The following is an 18,390-nucleotide window of genomic DNA, read 5'->3' on the forward strand; positions in this document are numbered from 1 at the left end:
CCGCCATGCCGACGCTGCGCACCCTGGACGCCCTGGAACGCGAGGGCCTTCTGTCGCCCGATCCGCGACTGCAGGAGGCTGCCCAATCGATGGCGATTGCCGTGACGCCCGAGATGGCGTCGCTGATCGACCGCGCGAACCTCTCGACCGACCCGATTGCCCGGCAGTTTGTGCCGAGCGGCCAGGAGGCCGAGGTCGCGCCCGAGGAACTGGCCGATCCGATCGGCGACGAGGCGCGCTCGCCGGTAAAGGGCATCGTCCATCGCTACCCCGACCGCGTGCTGCTGAAGCCCCTGCATGTCTGCCCGGTCTATTGCCGCTTCTGCTTCCGCCGCGAAAAGGTCGGCCCCGGCGGCGAAGCCCTGTCGGCCGAGGAACTCGACGCGGCGCTGGCCTATATCCGCAGCCGCCCGGAGATCTGGGAAGTGATCCTGACCGGCGGCGATCCGCTGATGCTGGCGCCGCGGCGTCTGGCCGAGCTGATGGCGGCGCTCGATGCGATCCCGCATGTGGCGATCGTGCGCCTGCACAGCCGCGTGCCGATCGTCGATCCCGCGCGGGTCACCGACGAGCTGGTAAAGGCGCTGAAGCCCGGCCGGGTCAGCGTTTGGCTCGCCGTCCATTGCAATCACGCCCGCGAGCTGGCGCCCCCGACCCGCGCCGCGCTGGCGCGGCTGGCCGATGCCGGCCTGCCGCTGATGGGCCAGACCGTCCTGCTGAAGGGCGTGAACGACGAGGTCGAGACCCTAGAGTACCTCATGCGGGCGCTGGTGACCGCCCGGGTGAAGCCCTACTACCTGCATCACCCCGACATGGTGCGCGGCACCGGCCATTTCCGGGTCTCCATCGAGCGCGGCCAGGCCCTGATGAAGGCCCTGCGCGGCCGCCTCTCGGGGCTCGCCCAGCCGACCTATGTTTTGGACGTGCCCGGCGGCCACGGAAAGGTCCCGGTGGGACCCTCCTACCTGGCCGACGATCCCGGCGCGCTGGTCGTCGAGGACGTGTTCGGCGGGCAGCACCGCTACCCAAAATGACCTCGGCATGACCTCGGCCGAGTGACCTCGAGCCATTAGATTTATTCGAGGCCGCCTCAGCGCCGGCCGCTCGACGCCAGCGCCGGGCGCACCGTGCGGGCCTGCGGCGCGCTCAACTCCTCGACCAGCCATTCCTCGAACGCCTTGGTCTTCGGACGGCTGACCGACGCCGGCGGACAGACGAACCACCAGGCCTTGCCGCTGTCGACGATCTGCTCGAACGGCTGGAACAGGCGGCCCTCCGCCAGCTCCTCGCGGAAGAGCTGCGGCGGACCGACCGCGACACCCGCACCTTCCATGGCCGCTTCCACCGCAATCATCGTCGAGTCGAACGTCAGCACCCTCTTGGGCTTGAAGTCACCGAGACCGACCGCGCGCAACCAGATCGCCCACTCGGGGTCGTAGGTCATGTCGATGAAGGGTACGCGCTTCAGGTCGTCGAGCGTCTTCAGCTTGTCGCGATAACGCTTGCCGCAAAGCGGCGTCAGCACGTCGCTGAACAGCCTCGTTGCATGTAGATCGGGCTCCGGCTGCACGGTGAATCTGATCGCGCAGTCGACATCCTCTCGCGCGAAGTCGACGCGCCGCTGGCTCGTCGTCATGCGCACTTCGATCTCGGGATGCTTGGCCTGGAAACGATGCAGGCGCGGCACCAACCACCCCAGCGCGAAGGTCGTGACGAGGCTCACGTTCAGCGTGCCGGAGTTGGCCTTGCGTCCGACACGCTCCAACGCGTTGGTCATGCGGTCGAACGCATCACGCAGATCCGGCAGCAGCGCCTCGCCCTCGCTGGTGATCTCGAGGCCGCGCGGACGGCGCACGAACAGCGCGACGCCGAGCCTCTCCTCAAGTGCTTTCACCTGATGGCTGACGGCGGCCTGCGTGACGTGAAGCTCCTCGGCGGCGTGCGTGAAACTTGCGTGACGGGCTGCGGCCTCGAAGGCGCGCAAGGCATTGAGCGGCAGTTGAGAGCGGCTCATCAAAGACACCCGTTCATAGAAATTCTATGCCTCCCCCGAGCTTTCATCCTTTGCAACTATCCACAGGATACAGCAAATAAAGGCCAGAAACGAGGCGCAACTGCCGATCCCCGGCCCCATCGCCTCAAGCGGAGCTAAGTCATGTCGATCGTATCCACCGCGCGGGTTTCCCACGCGAGCGCCCCCTCCTTCTCGTTCGGCCGCGCCGTCGCGCTGCTGGCGGGCACGGTCGTGGTCGGGATCGAGAAAGTCATGACCCGAGCCGAGCTCTCGCGTTCGCGAAATCAGCTGGCCCAGCTCGATGAGCGACTGTTGCGAGACATCGGTATCGACCGCGCCACCGCGCGGTTCGAGGCCACCAAGCCCTTCTGGTCCTAGACCGGAATTGCCGGCGGGCGGCGGATAGAGCAGGTTCGGGTCGTGGTGCTTTGATGGCGCCATGACCCAACATCCTCTTTCGTTCCCCGCCGTGGCCCTCGCCACTTCTCTCCTTCCTGATCCGGACACCTGCTGGAACGCCGTCCAGCGGCGCGACCGCGTCTACAACGGCAGGTTCTGGTTCTCGGTCAAGACAACCGGGGTCTATTGCCTGCCGTCGTGCGCGGCCCGTCCGCCGCTGCGCGGCAACGTCGACTTCCACGCCTCGCCCGAGGCGGCGGAAGCGGCGGGTTTCCGTGCGTGCAAGCGGTGCAAGCCGCGCGACTGGCAAGCTGAGCTAGGCCTCAGCAAGCCGGTGGCGCGCGCCTGCGCGCTGTTCGAGGCCGGCGATGCCGACACCCCGCCGTCGCTGGCGGAGGTGGCGCGCAAGGTCGGCCTGTCGAGCGGAGCGCTCGGCAAGCGCTTCCTCACCGAGCTGGGCGTCGCCCCGCGCGACTGGCTGGTCGCGCGCAAGCGCGAACGCTTCCGCAGCGCGCTGCGCGGCGGCGCCAGCGTGGCCGACGCGATCTATGGCGCAGGCTACGGCTCGCCCAGCCGCGTCTACGAGAACAGCGACAAGGCGCTGGGCATGACGCCCGCCACCTACGCCAAGGGCGGGGCCGGCGCGCACATCGACTACACCACGGTCGATTCCGACTATGGCCGCGTGCTGGTGGCGGCGACGCAGAAGGGCATCGCCGCGGTGTTCCTGGGCGACGACGACCGCGCGCTCGAGAAGAGCCTGAAGCAGGACTTCCCGGCGGCCGAGATCGCGCGCAACGACGACGTGCTGGGGCCGCGGGTGAAGGGCGTGCTGTCGCGCCTCTACGGCCGCAAGCCCTCGGCGCTCGATGCGCCCGACGTGCCGCTCGACATCGTGGGAACCGCCTTCCAGTGGAAGGTGTGGAAGGCGTTGACCGAGATCCCGGCCGGCGAGACCCGCACCTATGGCGAGATCGCCCGTCGCATCGGCGAGCCCAAGTCGGCCCGCGCCGTGGGCCGCGCCTGCGCCACCAACCAGGCCGCCGTGGTCATCCCCTGCCATCGCGCCGTCGGATCGAGCGGCGCGCTGACCGGCTATCGCTGGGGCGTGGCGCGCAAGGAACGGCTGCTGGCCGAGGAACGCCGGCGCAGCAGCAGGTAGAAGGCGCCGGTGCCGCCGTGATGGGCGTGGGCGGCCTTGACCGCCCGCACCCGGTCACGGTTGTCGCCGCGATTGAGCCAGCCCACGAACTCCGCCCGGATGCGGCCGTCGATCGTGCGCTCTCCTTCGCGGCGCAGGCCCTTGCCAGTCACGACCAGCACCACGCGCATGTCCTGCGCCGATACCCGCGCCAGGAACGCCGTCACCGCCCGCTCCGCCATCGCGAGCGTCATGCCGTGCAGGTCGATGGTCGCTTCCGGCGACAGCTGGCGCCGCGACAGCGCCCGCGAGACGTCGCGATCGAACTGGCGGCCGTCGGCTGACAGCGCGGGCGCGCTCGGCTTGACCGGCAGCGGCCGGGGTTTCTGCACGACGACCGACGGCCGGTCCGTCGCCGACTTCAGGGCCGCGGACTTTCCGGCGGACTTGGGGCCTGGCTTTGCCTCGACCGCCGGCACGCGCGACGCGGCCGTGCGCTTGCGCTTCAGCGGCTTCACGCCGGCCATCGCGGCGGCGAACAAATCGAGGTCCTTGACCATGCCGTTTCGTCTAGCCTTGGCCGTGGGTCGGGTCTACACAGCCGGCCATGGCCATCGCGCCCCCCTCCCGGCCCAACGGCCCGCCGCAACCCGATCCCGACCTCCAGACCGGCCTGCAGTATCTGCGCGCGGGCTGGTTCGACCGCGCCGAGCCGCTCTTCCGCGGCGCCCTCGCGCGCTACGGCGATCGTCCCGACATCCTGCACTATCTGGCCGTTTGCCTGTCGCAGCGCGGCGCGGTGAAGGAAGCCGAGGGGCTGTGGCGCAAGGCGGTCGCGAAAGACCCCAACGAGCCGATGCTGCTCTACAATCTCGGTCTCGCCTCGCGCCGGCTGGGCAATCTCGACGAGGCGGCGCGGCGCTTCCGCGACACGATCCGCCGCGCCCCCACCCATGTCGAGGCGCGCCTGGCGCTGGCCTCCATTCACATGGACATGGGCCGCTTCGCCGCCGCCGAGCGCGAACTGTCGGAATTCGTGAGCAACGTCGACCGGGCCATCCAGGACCACGGCACCGAGCAACTGAAGCCGCTGCAGGCGCGCGCCCGCAACATGCTGGGCTATGCCCTCTATCGCCTCGGCCAGCATTCGGCCGCCATCGAGGTCTTCGACATGGCGCTGCAGGATGCCGGCGACAATGCCGAGCGCCGCGCGCAGATCCTGGGCGACCGCTCGCTGTCGCTGGCGGCCCTCGGCCTCTACGAGGAGGCCATCGCCGAGGCCGGTCGTGCGCTCGAACTGGCGCCCGCCAGCGCGACCCTGACCCATACGCTGGGCTTCGTGCTCTATTTCGGCGGCCGTCCCAGCGACGCCATCCCGCTGATCGAGAAGGCGCTCGAACTCGACCCGACCTTCAGCCCGGCCCTCGGCACCCTGGCCCTGGCCAAGACAGCGGCCGGCCAGACCGATCAGGCGGCCGAGATCCTGACCAAGGTCCTCGAACGCAACCCACTCGACCAGGAAGCCATCCTCCAGCTTTCGAACCTGCATGTTCAGCTGGGACGCTTCGACGAGGCGACCCAGCTTCTGGAGCCCTATCTGAGGGCCGTGTCCGGCGATGCCCGGGCCATGAACAATCAGGGTCTGGCGCTACTCGGCCTGAAGCGGTTCGACGATGCGCGGCGCATCCTGAAGAAGGCCGCGAAGATCTCGCCCGACGATCCCTTCGTGCAGACCAATTTCGGCCGCGCCCTGCTCGGCCTCGGCCGGGCCGCCGAAGCGCGTCCGCACCATGAGCAGGCGCTGCGCGGCATGCCGGGCGATTCGCGGCTGCTGGCCCATTACGGCATCTGCCTCGCGGCGCTCGGCGAACGCGACAGGGCGCGCGAGACCCTCGATGCCGCCCTCGCGGCCGATCCGAACAACGAGGAAGCGCTGCTGGCCCGCGCCGCGGTCGACGCATGAGCGACGGCGCCGATCATCTGGCCGAGGTCACCGGCCATATCGCCGAGGCCGCGCGTGCGGCCGGCCGCTCGCCGGCCGACGTCACGCTGGTCGCCGTCTCCAAGACGCACGGCGCCGACCGGGTGCGCGAGCTGCTCGAAGTCGGCCATCGCGTGTTCGGCGAGAACCGCGTGCAGGAGGCCGAGGGCAAGTTCCCGGAGCTGAAGGCGGCCTATCCCGACCTCGAGCTGCACCTGATCGGCCCGCTGCAGACCAACAAGGCGCGCGACGCCGTCGCTCTGTTCGATGTCATACAGTCGGTCGACCGCGATCGCCTCGCCGCCGCGCTGGTCAAGGAGATGGACAAGCTCGGCCGCCGGCCGGCCTGCTACATCCAGGTGAATACCGGCGAAGAGCCGCAGAAGGCCGGCATCCTGCCCAAGGACGTCGACGCCTTCGTCGCGCTCTGCCGCGACCAGTACAAGCTGCCCGTGGTCGGCCTGATGTGCATCCCGCCGGTCGACGAGGAACCGGCGCTGCACTTCGCGCTGCTGGCCAAGATGGCGGCGCGCAACGGCCTCGCGAAGCTCAGCATGGGCATGAGCGCCGATTACGAGACCGCCGTGCGCATGGGCGCCACCCATGTCCGCGTCGGCAGCGCCCTGTTCGGCTCGCGACCTCCGCTGGCCACCGCCGCAGAAGCAAAAGCCTAGATTATTCCCGCGTGATCCTCAGATCGAGGATCAGCGGAAGATGGTCGCTGCCGATGTCCGGCCCGATGCGGCGGCTGACGATGCCGATGCCGGCGCTGATCAGCGCATGGTCGATCGGCAGGCCGATCCCGGCCAGCCCCCAGGTCGAGATCCGCGGCGAAGTGCGGGGCTGTTCGGCCGGCAGGATCGTCGTGTCCCACAAGCCGCTTTGCTCGAGCAGCCGCTCGAAGACCGGCGAGAATGGCGTGAGATTGAGATCGCCGATCAGCACGACCCTCCCGCCCTTGTCGACAAGCCGGCGGGCCACGGCGGCGGCCTGGGCGAGCTGGCGGTCGCGGGCGGCAGTCCGATAGAAGCCCGGCCGCCAGGCATGCAGGCTGAGCAGGGTGAAACAGCCCGCATCCGCCACCGGGCACAGCCGCGCCACCATCAGCGGCTCGGTATCGCTCAGCGTCTCGTCGAATTTCAGCGCTTCGGGCGGCTTGCGGGCGAGCAGCATGATGCCGAACGAGTTGTCGCGCGGCATCGGCGACTGGAAGGGCAGCAGGCCGCGCACGTTGCGAAACGCCGCGTCGTAGATTGGATCGAGTTCCGTGAACACCGCGATGTCGGGCTTTTCCGCCTCGATCAGGCGCTGCAGGGCGACGGGATCGCCCTTCGCATTGTGCAGGTTGGCCCAGAGGATGCGCACTACCGGCTCGGCCTGGAGCTGCAGATCGATCGGCGGCAGGCGCATGGCCGGCCATACGGTCGCGAAGCTCGCCGCGGCGACCAGCACCGACAGCACTGCCGTCAGCCATCGCCGCAGCACGAGCGCCAGCACGGCCAGCCCAAGACCTGCCAGCAGGTAATAGACGTTGAAGTGGGTCAGCAGTTCGAACGCCCAGTGCCGCGTCGCCAGACGGGACAGGGCAGCCATCAGCGCAAGGCCCACGACAAGCATGGTCACGGTCAGCCGCAGGACGTTTAATGCGCGGTGTTGCCCATTCATTGATCGCATCTTACATGGCCGCCGCACATGCCCGAACTTCCTGAAGTAGAAACCGTACGACGCGGACTGACGCCGCGCCTGGTCGGCCGCCGCATCGTCCGCCTGCAGCAGCGCCGCCGCGACCTGCGCGTGCCGATGCCCGCGAAGTTCGCGGCCAAGGTCGAGGGCCGCACCGTCACCGGCATCGACCGGCGCGCCAAGTACCTGCTGATCCGGCTGAACGACGGCCAGACCCTGATCGTCCATCTCGGCATGTCGGGCCGCATGACCCTGTACGATGCCGAAACCGCGGCCAGCCATCCGCTCGACCGGCACGACCATGTGGTCTTCGACATGGACGATGGCTGGCAGGTCCGGTTCAACGATGCCCGCCGCTTCGGCCTGATGGTGCTGGTCCCCGACGAGGCCGTGCCCGCGCACAAATACTTCAAGAGCCTGGGGCCGGAGCCGCTGGAGGATGCCTTTACCAGCGAGGTGCTGACCGCCCGACTGGCCGGCCGCAAGACGCCGATCAAGGCGGCGCTGCTGGACCAGAAGACCCTGGTGGGCGTCGGCAACATATATGCGTGCGAAGCGCTGTTCCTGGCCGGCATCTCGCCCCGGCGCTCGGCGCACACGGTCAAGGGCGAGCGCGCCGACCGCCTCGTCGAGGCGATCAAGCGCGTGCTGCTGCGATCCATAGAAGACGGCGGCTCGACCTTGCGCGATCACGTCCAGCCCGGCGGCGAGCTGGGCTACTTCCAGACGCGCTTCAATGTCTATGACCGGGCGGGCATCGCTTGCCCGACGCGCGACTGCGGCCATACCGTCAAGCGACTGGTGCAGGCCGGCCGCTCGACCTTCTATTGCGCGCGCTGCCAGCGCTAGCTAACCAAGACCGGCGCCGGGACAAGGCGCACGAATTCGGCGTGAGGAGGAAAGACGTGACGGCTGCCTACGAGAACATCCAGACCGAGACCAAGGGCCGCGTCGGCATCATCCGATTGAACCGTCCGAAAGCGTTGAATGCCCTCTGCGCCGATCTGGTGCGCGAGCTCGGCCAGGCGCTCGATGCGTTCGAAGCCGATGCCAACATCGGCTGCATGGTCCTCACGGGCAGCGAGAAGGCTTTCGCCGCAGGCGCCGACATCAAGGAGATGAAGGAGAAGTCCTATCAGGACGTCTTCCTGCAGGACTTCATCACCGTCGGCTGGGAACGCGTGAGCCAGGTCCGCAAGCCGATCGTCGCCGCCGTGGCGGGCTATGCGCTGGGCGGCGGCTGCGAGATGGCCATGATGTGTGATTTCATCATCGCTGCGGACAACGCGAAGTTCGGCCAGCCCGAGATCACGCTCGGCACCATCCCGGGCGCCGGCGGCACCCAGCGCCTGCCGCGCTATGTCGGCAAGTCGAAGGCCATGGAGATGGTCCTGACCGGCCGCATGATGGATGCGGCCGAAGCCGAGCGTTCCGGCCTGGTCAGCCGTGTCGTGCCGCTGGCCCAGCTCATGGACGACGCCATCGCCACCGCCGAGAAGATCGCGGGCATGTCGCTGCCGGCCACCATGGTCGCCAAGGAATCGGTCAATCGCGCCTTCGAAACCACCCTTTCAGAGGGTGTTCGTTTCGAGCGCCGGACATTTCACGCAACTTTTGCCTTCGACGACCGGTCCGAAGGCATGGCCGCCTTTGCCGAAAAGCGTAAGCCGGGCTGGAAACACCGCTGATTTCGCGGTTTTGACGAACTTGACCGGCCCTCATACGGTCCGTATAAGCGCCCCCTTCGAATAACGAGGACTATCATGGCTAATCACAAGTCGGCCGAGAAGCGCGCCCGCCAGACCGAGCGCCGCACCGCCGTGAATACGGCCCGCCGCAGCCGCGTGCGCGGCTCGGTGAAGAAGGTCGAAGAGGCGATTGCTTCGGGTGACAAGAAGGCCGCCCAGGAAGCGCTTCGTGCGGCGCAGCCGGAGATCCAGCGCGGCGCCACCAAGCGCATCGTGACGAAGAACGCCGCCTCGCGCCGCGTGTCGCGTCTGTCGGCTCGCATCAAGGCGATGGCCTGATCCTTCTCGCCTCCTCGTTTCAGAGTTAGTGAACGCCGCTCCTTCGAGCGGCGTTTTCTTTTGTGGCGATGACGAGCCCGAGATTCTTTCGCGAAAAAAAATCTCGGCGCTTTTCTTCAATCATCGTTTGGTCGTCGATCCGCCGACTAACATACGATTCGGATTTATCGAACGAAGCGCGACGTCGAGCGCTAGATGTTGAGAGGCATCACGCGATGCACGACGAGCAAAATCGAATCGAAGAACTTGTCAATCGAGCAACGTCGAGAAGTGTCTGAATAGCGTGCGGTGTTCTGCATGTGAATCGTTTGCGGACTCCGGAGAGTCTGGATAAGAGTCGGGACATCGCGACGGGGCGTGGGGCGCTTGGATCGCGAGCCAGATGGAGAAGAGGGGATTCCTCTCCATCGAAACGACGAACGAGGGAGACAGGTACACAACGCTTCGCAAGTTCGACGATCGATAAGAAGATGAAGCGTCCCACATAAGCGACGCTCGCTGATAATCTCTCGTTCCCTCTTGCCGTGTTGTGTGTCGCCTTCGAGCGCTGGCTCGCCGGACAACGCCTCGCTTCGACGAATGAAAGCGGGGGCCATGTCGAAAGACAACAAGATCGCTGACACATACGAAGTGTCCCCCGCGGCCGGCTACGCCGGTGACGTGACTCCTGCAGTAGCGTGGCAGGTTCTCGGCGGGCACAAGGACGCGATCCTGATCGACGTTCGCACGCGCGCCGAGTGGAACTATGTCGGCCTGCCCGACCTTGCCGGCCTCGACAAGAAGCCCGGCCTGGTCGAATGGCAGATCTTTCCGAGCATGCAGGTCAATCCGGAATTCGTTGCCGCTCTTTCGGGCGCGGTGGCGGACAAGGCGACCCCGCTGCTCTTCCTGTGTCGAAGTGGAGTGAGATCGGTCGCGGCGGCGAAAGCCATGGCCGCGGCCGGGTACAGTACGTGTCTCAATGTAGTGGACGGGTTTGAGGGCCCTCTCGATGCGCAGGCCAAGCGCGGCGCGACGAGGGGTTGGAAGGCAGTGGGGCTTCCTTGGAGACAGACGTGAATCGAATTCAAATGCCGATCCAGGGCAACAATAACGCATCGTACGAAAAGAACACTGTGGCGGGGGCCGATATGGAAGAACTTGCGGGCCGGAAAGAGCTCGAAGCGCATTGGGTGCGCGTCTGCGATCGGCTTCGTAAGGAGATAGGGGACAAGGCCTTCAATACGTGGTTCGGCGAGGTCGAACTGGGTGAACTGAAAGACGGCAAGCTCCGTCTGTATGCCCCGACGCGCTTCGTGCGCGACTGGGTCGGCCGTCACTATGGCGACCGCGTGCTGGGTTACTGGCAGTCGGTGAACGCCGACGTGAAGAACGTCGAGGTGAACCTCGTCCCGCCGCCGGCGCCGCGCCGGCCGAACGAGATCATCGCGATGCCGCCGGTGCCGTCCTCGCAGAACAGCCACCAGACCCCGATGCCGCGCATGGGTCCCTCGATCGGCCGCGGCGCCGACGAGATCTCGCAGGCTCCCGAGGCTCGCTACACCTTCGCCAACTTCGTGGTCGGCAAGCCCAACGAGTTCGCCTATGCGGCGGCGCGCAACATCTCCGAGCAGGACCACCCCCTGCCCGAGCGCAACCCGCTCTACATCTTCGGCGGCGTCGGCCTCGGCAAGACCCACCTCATGCATGCGATCTGGCATGTCATCCGCGAGCGCGATCCCAAGACCCGCGTGCTCTACCTGACGGCCGAGAGCTTCGTGAACCGCTTCATCCAGGCGCTGCGCACGAAGAACACCGGCCAGTTCAAGGAGCTGTTCCGCAACGTCGACGTGCTGATGGTCGACGACGTGCAGTTCATCTGCGGCAAGGAAGCGAGCCAGGACGAGTTCTTCTTCACGTTCAACTCGCTGGTCGAGCAGAACAAGCAGATCATCCTGTCGTCGGAGAAGCCGCCGAGCGAGCTGCAGGACATCGAGGAGCGCATGCGTTCGCGCCTCGGCAGCGGTCTCGTGGCCGACATCCACTCCTCGACCTACGAGCTGCGCCTGTCGATCCTGCAGACCAAGGCCGAGAATGCCCGCGTGCCGGTGCCGACCGCCGTGCTCGAGTTCCTCGCGCACAAGATCAGCACCAACATCCGCGAGCTCGAGGGCGCCCTGAACCGCGTCGTCGCGCACGGCCAGCTGATCGGCCGCGAGATCACCGTCGAGATGGCGCAGGACGTGCTGCACGACCTGCTGCGCCAGGCCGACCGCAAGGTCACGGTCGACGAGATCCAGCAGCGGGTGGCCGCGCACTACAACATCAAGCTGGCCGAGATGAGCTCGCCCCGGCGCGCCCGCTCGGTCGCCCGGCCCCGCCAGGTCGCCATGTATCTCGCCAAGCAGCTCACGACGCTCAGCCTGCCGCAGATCGGCAAGCGCTTCGGCAACCGCGACCACACCACGGTCATGCACGCCGTGCGCAAGATCGAGGAACTCAAGGTTTCCGACCTCTCGATCGCCGAGGACGTCGAGCTTCTGAAGCGCCAGCTGCAGGGCTGAAGAATCACCACATTCAAGTGTGAAACAGGGCCCGGAAGGGCCCTGTTTTATGTGGCACCCAAGGGCCTAAGCACCCGTAAAAACAGCGAAATTGCTTCCCGCGGCCCATCCGCGTGATATACTTTTCAACCGTTCCTCCGGTGCCTCTCGCGGCCCCTGGAACGGGCCAAGAACTCGACCCAATCCGGCCCTGACTACGGCGACCAAAACATGAAATTGACGATCGAACGGGCGGCCCTCCTGAAGGCCCTGGCCCATGTCCAGAGTGTCGTCGAGCGTCGGAACACCATCCCGATCCTGTCGAACGTGCTGATCACCGCCCAGAAGGGCCGGTTGAGCCTCGCCGCGACCGACATGGACCTCGCCATCACCGAATCGGTGGAGGCCAGCGCCTCCAAGACCGGCTCGACCACGGCGCCGGCCCATACGCTGTACGAGATCGTCCGCAAGCTGCCCGACGGCGCCCAGGTCGAGCTCGAGGCGGCCTCGGACAACAGCAGCCTGGTCATCCGCGCCGGCCGCTCCCGCTTCACGCTGCAGTGCCTGCCGCCGGCCGATTTCCCGGCGATGAGCGAGGGCGACCTGCCGCACCGCTTCCAGCTGCCGGCGACCGACCTCAAGGCCATTATCGACCGCACCCGGTTCGCGATCTCCAACGAGGAGACCCGCTACTACCTGAACGGCATCTACTTCCATGCCGCGACCTCCGGTGGCACCGAGGTGCTGCGCGGCGTGGCGACCGACGGCCATCGCCTGGCTCGGGTCGAGGTGCCGCTGCCCAAGGGCGCCGGCGAGATCCCCGGCGTGATCGTGCCCCGCAAGACCGTGGGCGAGGTCCGCAAGCTGGTCGACGAGAGCGACGGCTCGGTCGATGTCGAACTGAGCGACACCCGCATCCGCTTCTCCAGCGGCAACGTCACCCTGGTCAGCAAGCTGATCGACGGCACCTTCCCGGACTACGAGCGGGTTATCCCGACCGGCAACGACAAGGTCCTGAACGTGCCGTGCAAGGAATTCGCGCACGCCGTCGACCGCGTCTCGACCATCTCCACCGAGAAGTCGCGCGCCATCAAGCTGGCCGTCGCCAAGGGCATCGTCACGCTCTCGGCCACCAGCCCGGACGCCGGCAGCGCCACGGAAGAGATCGAGGTCGAGTACAAGGACACGGCCCTCGAGATCGGCTTCAACTCGCGCTACCTGCTCGACATCACCGAGCAGATCGCGGGCGCCGAAGCCCGTTTCCTGATGGCCGACGCCGGCTCGCCCACTTTGGTGCGTGACGGTGCCGACGAGAGCGCGCTCTACGTGCTCATGCCGATGCGGGTATGACGGCGCAGGCCACCAGCGCCCTCGCCTATTCTTCCGACGCCGTATCGGGCGCTGCGCCGGCACTCCTCGCCGTGCGCCAGCTCCGCCTGAGCGACTTCCGCAACTACCGCCAGCTCCGCCTCGACTGCGGCCTCGAGCCGGTCGTCCTGGTGGGCGACAATGGCGCGGGCAAGACCAACCTCCTGGAAGCGCTCTCGTTCCTGGCGCCCGGCCGCGGCCTGCGGCGCGCCAAGCTCGACGATGTCTGCCGCCGTTCGCGCGGTGAGGAGCCGCCCGCCGCCGGCTGGGCGGTCGCCGCGACCCTCGACACGCCCGAAGGCCGCGTCGCCATCGGCACCGGCCTTGAAGCCGGCCGCAGCGACAGCAGCCTGCCGCGCCGCGCCGTGCGGATCGACGGACGGCCGATGCAGAGCCAGACCGCGCTTGGCCAGCATGTCGCCGCCGTCTGGCTGACGCCACAGCTCGACCGCCTGTTCCTCGACGGCGCCACCGAGCGCCGGCGTTTCCTCGACCGGCTGGTGACGGCGCTGCATCCCGAGCATGCCGGCGACGTCGCGGCTTACGAGAACGCGCAGCGCCAGCGCAGCCGCCTGCTGGGCGAAGGCAACCGCGACCCGCACTGGTTCACCGCCCTGGAAGACACGATGGCCCGCCATGGCGTGGCGCTCGCGGCGGCCCGTGCCGATACCGTCCAGCGTCTCGACGCCGCCGCGCGGCTGGGCGTCGGTCCCTTCCCGCGCGCCTCGCTCGCCATGTCCGGCGAGATCGACGGCTGGGTGGCCACGATGGCCGCGATCGACGTCGAGGACCGGCTGCGCGCGCAATTGGCCGCCAACCGGTTGCGCGACGCCGAGGCCGGCACCACATGCTGTGGGCCGCATCGCAGCGACCTCGCCGTGCGCCATCTCGATCTCGATCTGCCCGCGGCCGAGGGCTCGACCGGCCAGCAGAAGGCCGTCCTCGTCTCGATCGCGCTGGCGCATGCCCGGCTGGTGGCGCTGTCGCGCGGCCGGCCGCCGCTGCTGCTGCTCGATGAAATCGCGGCCCATCTCGACGTCGAGCGGCGGCTGGCGCTGTTCGACGAGGTGATGGCGCTGGGCGTCCAGAGCTGGATGACCGGCACCGATGCCGAACTCTTTGCGCCGCTCCGCGGCCGGGCGCAGATCCTGCGCGTGGCCGACGGATCGATTGCGGCGATCTGAACTTTTTTCGAAAGCCAGGACCATGAGCGACAACGACATGACGCCGGGCGCCGACGATTACGGCGCGGATTCCATCAAGGTGCTGCGCGGCCTCGAGGCCGTCCGCAAGCGCCCGGGCATGTATATCGGCGACACCGACGACGGCACCGGCCTGCACCACATGGTCTACGAGATCGTCGACAACGCGATCGACGAGGCGCTGGCGGGCTATTGCGACAAGGTCGATGTCATCCTGCACGGCGACGGTTCGGCCACGGTGCGCGACAACGGCCGCGGCGTGCCGACCGACATCCACAAGGAAGAAGGCATCTCGGCCGCCAACGTGATCTTCACGCAGCTCCACGCCGGCGGAAAGTTCGACCAGAATTCCTACAAAGTGTCCGGCGGCCTGCACGGCGTCGGCGCAGCGGTCGTGAACGCGCTGTCCGAACGACTCGACCTGCGCATCTGGCGCAACGGCAAGGAACACCACATGATCTTCCGGCACGGCGAGCCGGAGGGCGACCTGAAGATCGTGGGCGAGGCCGACCAGGGCCAGCACGGTACGGAAGTGACCTTCCTGCCCTCGACCGGAACCTTCACCAAGACCGAATTCGACTTCGCCACGCTCGAGCATCGCCTGCGCGAACTGGCCTTCCTGAACTCCGGCGTTCGCGTCGTGCTGACCGACGAGCGCGGCGCCGAGCAGAAGGTCTCCGAGCTCTATTACGAAGGCGGCGTCGAGGCCTTCGCCAAGTATCTCGACCGCAACAAGTCGGTGCTGCACGACCCGCCGGTGTCGATCCGCGGTGAAAAGGACGGCATCTCGGTCGAAGTCGCGATGCAGTGGAACGACAGCTATCACGAGACGATGCTGTGCTTCACCAACAACATCCCGCAGCGTGACGGCGGCACCCATCTGGCGGGCTTCCGCGGCGCGCTGACCCGCACGCTGAACAAGTACGCCGACGAGAGCGGCATCTCCAAGAAGGAGAAGGTCGGCCTCACCGGCGACGACATGCGCGAGGGCCTGACCTGCGTGCTGTCGGTCAAGGTGCCCGATCCGAAGTTCTCCTCGCAGACCAAGGACAAGCTGGTCTCGTCGGAGGTGCGCCCGGTCGTCGAATCGGTCGTTGGCGACAAGTTCGGCCAGTGGCTCGAGGAGCATCCTTCCGAGACGAAGAAGATCCTCACCAAGGTGGTCGAGGCCGCCGCTGCCCGCGAAGCCGCCCGCAAGGCCCGCGAGCTCACGCGCCGCAAGGGTGCTCTGGACGTCTCCTCGCTGCCCGGCAAGCTCGCCGACTGCCAGGAACGCGATCCGGCGCTCTCCGAACTGTTCATCGTCGAGGGCGATTCGGCCGGCGGCTCGGCCAAGCAGGGCCGCAACCGCGCCAACCAGGCGATCCTCCCGTTGCGTGGAAAAATCCTGAACGTCGAGCGTGCGCGCTTCGACAAGATGCTGGGCTCAGCGGAAATCGGCACCTTGATCACGGCGCTCGGCACCGGCATCGGCCACGACGATTTCACGCTCGACAAGCTGCGCTACCACAAGATCATCATCATGACGGACGCCGACGTCGACGGCTCCCACATCCGCACGCTGCTGATGACGTTCTTCTATCGCCAGATGCGCGACCTGATCGAGCGCGGCCACCTCTACATCGCCCAGCCGCCGCTATTCAAAGCGGCCAAGGGCAAGTCGGCGATCTACCTCAAGGACGAGCGCGCGCTCGACGACCACCTGATCCAGACCGGCCTCGAAGGCGCTACGCTGGGTCTCGGCGACGGCAGCGTGCTGGCGAAGGACGACCTGCGCAGCACCGTGGACATCGCCCGCTCCGTCACCAACCTGGTGAAGCCGCTGGCCCTGTCGCGCCGCGTCACCAGCCAGGCCGTCATCGAGCAGGCCGCGATCGCGGGCGCGCTCAAGCCCGACGTGCTGTCCGATCCGGAACTGGCCAAGCAGGCAGCCGACTACATCGCGCGCCGTCTCGACGTCGTGAGTTCGCCGCTGGAGCGCGGCTGGGTCGGCGAGCCGATCGCCGACGGCGGCCTCGCCTTCACGCGCCGCCTGCGCGGCGTCACCGAACGCCATGTGATCGACGGGCCGCTGACCCGCAGCGCCGAGGCGCGCAAGCTCGACGCGCTGGCCGACGAGCTGCAGGCCGTCTACCAGAAGCCCTGCATCTTCGCGGTGAAAGACAAGGAGACCCGGATCGCCTCGCCCACCGAGCTGTTCGCCGCCATCCTCGAGGCCGGCCGCCGCGGCGTCACGATCCAGCGCTACAAGGGACTGGGCGAGATGAACCCCGACCAGCTCTGGGAGACAACGCTCGACCCCGAGGCGCGCACGCTGCTGCAGGTCCGCATCAATCATGCCGACGAGGCCGACGAGATCTTCTCGACCCTGATGGGCGACGTCGTCGAGCCGCGTCGCGACTTCATCCAGGAAAACGCCCTGAAGGTGGCGAACCTCGATGTCTAGAACCGCAAAAGCCCTGCTCGCGGCCGCCCTCCTCGCCGCCGCGGCCGCTCACCCCGCGGCCGCGCAGACCCAGTCGACGACGCCCACCGCCAACGCCGGCACCAAGCTCAATTTCCCGGCGACCCTGGGCGGCGCCACCTTCGAGCGCTCGGTCAATTACTCGGCCCCTCCGGCCAACAATCCCGGCCAGGGCATGGCCTATTACTACTCCACGCCCAAACGGCTGATCATCAACGTGCAGGTGTTCGACCTCGGCCGTCGCGTGCCGGCGGGCAGCGAAAACCCGGCGGTGATCGCCCAGTTCAACACCGAAGTCAGCTCCGCCGAGCAGCAGTTCAAGTTCGCGGGCTACACCGGCTTCCAGAAGCCCTCGGTGCCGTCGACCTGCACCTATGGCGGGATCAGCTTCCGCTGCATCACCTACAGCGGCGTCACCCAGGCTAATTCACGCGTCTACAGCAAGCTCCTGCTGACCGGCTTCCGCGAGCATTTCATCAAGATCCGGATCGACTGGGCCCAGTCGCACCAGCAGACGACGGCCGACGCCGAAGCCTCGCTGCAGGCCTTCGTGCCCGCCCTGATGCGCTGATCTCGCGCTCGCGCCCGCGCGTCAGCGCAGGCCGAGCCGCCGGAACAGCCCGACCGTGGTCATCAGGCCCAGCGTGACCAGGCAGAGGCCGCCGATCTGCAGCACGCCCGGGATCTCGCCTACGATCGGAATCCCGACCAGCACCGACAACGCCGGCACGATCGCCGGGAACAGCACGGCGCGGCTAACGCCGAGGAAGATCACGGCCTGGCTGTAGGCCACCATGGTGATCGCGCCCTGCAGGCCGCCCTGCACCAGCCCCTGGAACGCCAGCATGCCGAGCGGCAGCGCCTGCAGGTGCGTGAGGCCCATCACCGACAGATAGAGCGGTGTCGTGAGCACGCAGGACAGCACGGCCACGACCGCGGTCGCCTGCAGGGCCGGCAGGCGCCAGTGCCGCAACAGCAGGGTGAAGCCGGCCCACAACACGCTCGACGCGAAGAACAGGAGATCGCCCAGCCAGGCGCGTTCGCCGCTGGGCTGCGTGAGCCCGTCCCAGCCGATCAGGAAGATGCCGGTCAGCACGATGGCGGCGCCGACCAGATGCGCGCGGCTCAGTCGCTCGCGCAGGAACAACGCGGCGCCGATGGTGCTGACGATGGTGACGGTCGAGGGCGCGATCACCGCGCCATGGGCCAGCGGCGCGAAGCCGTAGCCGCCGGTCTGCAGCAGCGCGAACGGCGCGCCGCCCAGCACGGTGAGGATCAGCGAGCGCCGCAGGCCGATCCCGGCGAAGTCGCGAATGCCGTAGCGCAGGAGCAGCGGCAGCATGATCGCGCCGGCCACGACGTAGCGGGCGAAGATCATGTCGACGGCGCCGAGCCCGCCCAGGATGCCGGCGCGCGCCGAGGCGAACGACAGCGACGCGCCCAGCGCCATGATCGAGCCGCTCAGGAAGCCCCAGCGTTCACGCGTGATCCGTGCAGCGTCCGTCGTCGTGTCGGCCATGTAATGGCGCTAGCACGGAGCGGGCCAGCGGCCCAAGAATTTTAGTGCACTCGCTCCAGAATCATGGTTT

18 protein-coding genes are annotated in these 18,390 nt (G+C 67.5%); 14 read left to right on the forward strand and 4 right to left on the reverse strand.

Annotation, left to right across the window (positions count from 1 at the left end; translation table 11 throughout):
* Nucleotides 1–5: 5 nt before the first annotated feature.
* Complete coding sequence (locus AC1RP5_RS01380) at nucleotides 6–1,034, forward strand: lysine-2,3-aminomutase-like protein (protein WP_493108768.1); 1,029 nt, start codon at nucleotides 6–8, stop codon at nucleotides 1,032–1,034.
* Between the two features lie 56 nt (nucleotides 1,035–1,090).
* On the opposite strand, the gene gcvA is transcribed toward AC1RP5_RS01380, so the two are convergent.
* Nucleotides 1,091–2,014 (reverse strand): transcriptional regulator GcvA, encoded by a 924-nt coding sequence (gene gcvA / locus AC1RP5_RS01385; RefSeq protein WP_493108769.1) that lies wholly within the window; start codon nucleotides 2,012–2,014, stop codon nucleotides 1,091–1,093.
* A gap of 141 nt (nucleotides 2,015–2,155) precedes the next feature.
* Between gcvA and AC1RP5_RS01390 the strand changes: the two genes are divergently transcribed.
* Nucleotides 2,156–2,392, forward strand: a complete 237-nt coding sequence (locus AC1RP5_RS01390; protein WP_493108770.1) for a DUF1127 domain-containing protein — start codon at nucleotides 2,156–2,158, stop codon at nucleotides 2,390–2,392.
* A gap of 61 nt (nucleotides 2,393–2,453) precedes the next feature.
* Entirely contained in the window at nucleotides 2,454–3,575 is a 1,122-nt protein-coding gene (gene ada, locus AC1RP5_RS01395) for a bifunctional DNA-binding transcriptional regulator/O6-methylguanine-DNA methyltransferase Ada (protein WP_493108771.1), read from the forward strand.
* Here the strand turns inward: ada and AC1RP5_RS01400 are convergent.
* Nucleotides 3,509–4,114, reverse strand: a complete 606-nt coding sequence (locus AC1RP5_RS01400; protein ID WP_493108772.1) for a Smr/MutS family protein — start codon at nucleotides 4,112–4,114, stop codon at nucleotides 3,509–3,511. The genes ada and AC1RP5_RS01400 overlap by 67 nt on opposite strands.
* A gap of 47 nt (nucleotides 4,115–4,161) precedes the next feature.
* Between AC1RP5_RS01400 and AC1RP5_RS01405 the strand changes: the two genes are divergently transcribed.
* Both AC1RP5_RS01405 and AC1RP5_RS01410 read left to right on the forward strand, forming a co-directional pair.
* Nucleotides 4,162–5,517 carry a tetratricopeptide repeat protein gene (locus AC1RP5_RS01405; protein WP_493108773.1) on the forward strand — a complete coding sequence of 452 codons (1,356 nt, stop codon included), beginning with the start codon at nucleotides 4,162–4,164 and terminating at the stop codon, nucleotides 5,515–5,517.
* Entirely contained in the window at nucleotides 5,514–6,209 is a 696-nt protein-coding gene (locus AC1RP5_RS01410) for a YggS family pyridoxal phosphate-dependent enzyme (protein ID WP_493108774.1), read from the forward strand. The genes AC1RP5_RS01405 and AC1RP5_RS01410 overlap by 4 nt, the downstream gene beginning before the upstream one ends.
* A gap of 1 nt (nucleotide 6,210) precedes the next feature.
* Here AC1RP5_RS01410 and AC1RP5_RS01415 read toward each other — a convergent pair whose 3' ends face one another.
* A complete protein-coding gene (locus AC1RP5_RS01415) occupies nucleotides 6,211–7,152 on the reverse strand; it encodes an endonuclease/exonuclease/phosphatase family protein (RefSeq protein WP_493113270.1) in 942 nt (313 codons plus the stop codon).
* Between the two features lie 75 nt (nucleotides 7,153–7,227).
* Here AC1RP5_RS01415 and mutM point away from each other — a divergent pair, with 75 nt between their 5' ends.
* The 9 genes from mutM to AC1RP5_RS01460 all read left to right on the forward strand — a co-directional run bounded on the left by mutM (nucleotide 7,228) and on the right by AC1RP5_RS01460 (nucleotide 17,372).
* Nucleotides 7,228–8,067, forward strand: a complete 840-nt coding sequence (mutM, locus tag AC1RP5_RS01420) for a bifunctional DNA-formamidopyrimidine glycosylase/DNA-(apurinic or apyrimidinic site) lyase (protein ID WP_493108775.1) — start codon at nucleotides 7,228–7,230, stop codon at nucleotides 8,065–8,067.
* A 56-nt stretch (nucleotides 8,068–8,123) separates the two neighbouring features.
* Entirely contained in the window at nucleotides 8,124–8,906 is a 783-nt protein-coding gene (locus AC1RP5_RS01425) for an enoyl-CoA hydratase (RefSeq protein ID WP_493108776.1), read from the forward strand.
* Nucleotides 8,907–8,981: 75 nt separating this feature from the next.
* A complete protein-coding gene (gene rpsT, locus AC1RP5_RS01430) occupies nucleotides 8,982–9,245 on the forward strand; it encodes a 30S ribosomal protein S20 (protein WP_493108777.1) in 264 nt (87 codons plus the stop codon).
* A 594-nt stretch (nucleotides 9,246–9,839) separates the two neighbouring features.
* Nucleotides 9,840–10,304: a rhodanese-like domain-containing protein gene (locus tag AC1RP5_RS01435; protein WP_493108778.1), complete on the forward strand. Its 465-nt coding sequence runs from the start codon at nucleotides 9,840–9,842 to the stop codon at nucleotides 10,302–10,304.
* Nucleotides 10,301–11,788, forward strand: coding sequence for a chromosomal replication initiator protein DnaA (gene dnaA / locus AC1RP5_RS01440; protein WP_493108779.1), 1,488 nt, complete (start codon nucleotides 10,301–10,303; stop codon nucleotides 11,786–11,788). Before AC1RP5_RS01435 ends, dnaA begins: the two co-directional genes overlap by 4 nt.
* Nucleotides 11,789–11,998: 210 nt before the next feature.
* A complete protein-coding gene (dnaN, locus tag AC1RP5_RS01445) occupies nucleotides 11,999–13,117 on the forward strand; it encodes a DNA polymerase III subunit beta (RefSeq protein WP_493108780.1) in 1,119 nt (372 codons plus the stop codon).
* Nucleotides 13,114–14,319 (forward strand): DNA replication/repair protein RecF, encoded by a 1,206-nt coding sequence (gene recF, locus AC1RP5_RS01450; protein WP_493108781.1) that lies wholly within the window; start codon nucleotides 13,114–13,116, stop codon nucleotides 14,317–14,319. Before dnaN ends, recF begins: the two co-directional genes overlap by 4 nt.
* Nucleotides 14,320–14,341: 22 nt before the next feature.
* Nucleotides 14,342–16,783, forward strand: coding sequence for a DNA topoisomerase (ATP-hydrolyzing) subunit B (gene gyrB / locus AC1RP5_RS01455; RefSeq protein ID WP_493108782.1), 2,442 nt, complete (start codon nucleotides 14,342–14,344; stop codon nucleotides 16,781–16,783).
* Nucleotides 16,776–17,372, forward strand: a complete 597-nt coding sequence (locus tag AC1RP5_RS01460) for a hypothetical protein (RefSeq protein ID WP_493108783.1) — start codon at nucleotides 16,776–16,778, stop codon at nucleotides 17,370–17,372. Before gyrB ends, AC1RP5_RS01460 begins: the two co-directional genes overlap by 8 nt.
* Before the next feature lie 21 nt (nucleotides 17,373–17,393).
* Here the strand turns inward: AC1RP5_RS01460 and AC1RP5_RS01465 are convergent, their stop codons facing one another.
* Nucleotides 17,394–18,320 carry a DMT family transporter gene (locus AC1RP5_RS01465; RefSeq protein WP_493108784.1) on the reverse strand — a complete coding sequence of 309 codons (927 nt, stop codon included), beginning with the start codon at nucleotides 18,318–18,320 and terminating at the stop codon, nucleotides 17,394–17,396.
* Nucleotides 18,321–18,390: the final 70 nt, after the last annotated feature.

It is taken from the genome of Reyranella sp. GW821-FHT12G01 (genome assembly GCF_058806575.1).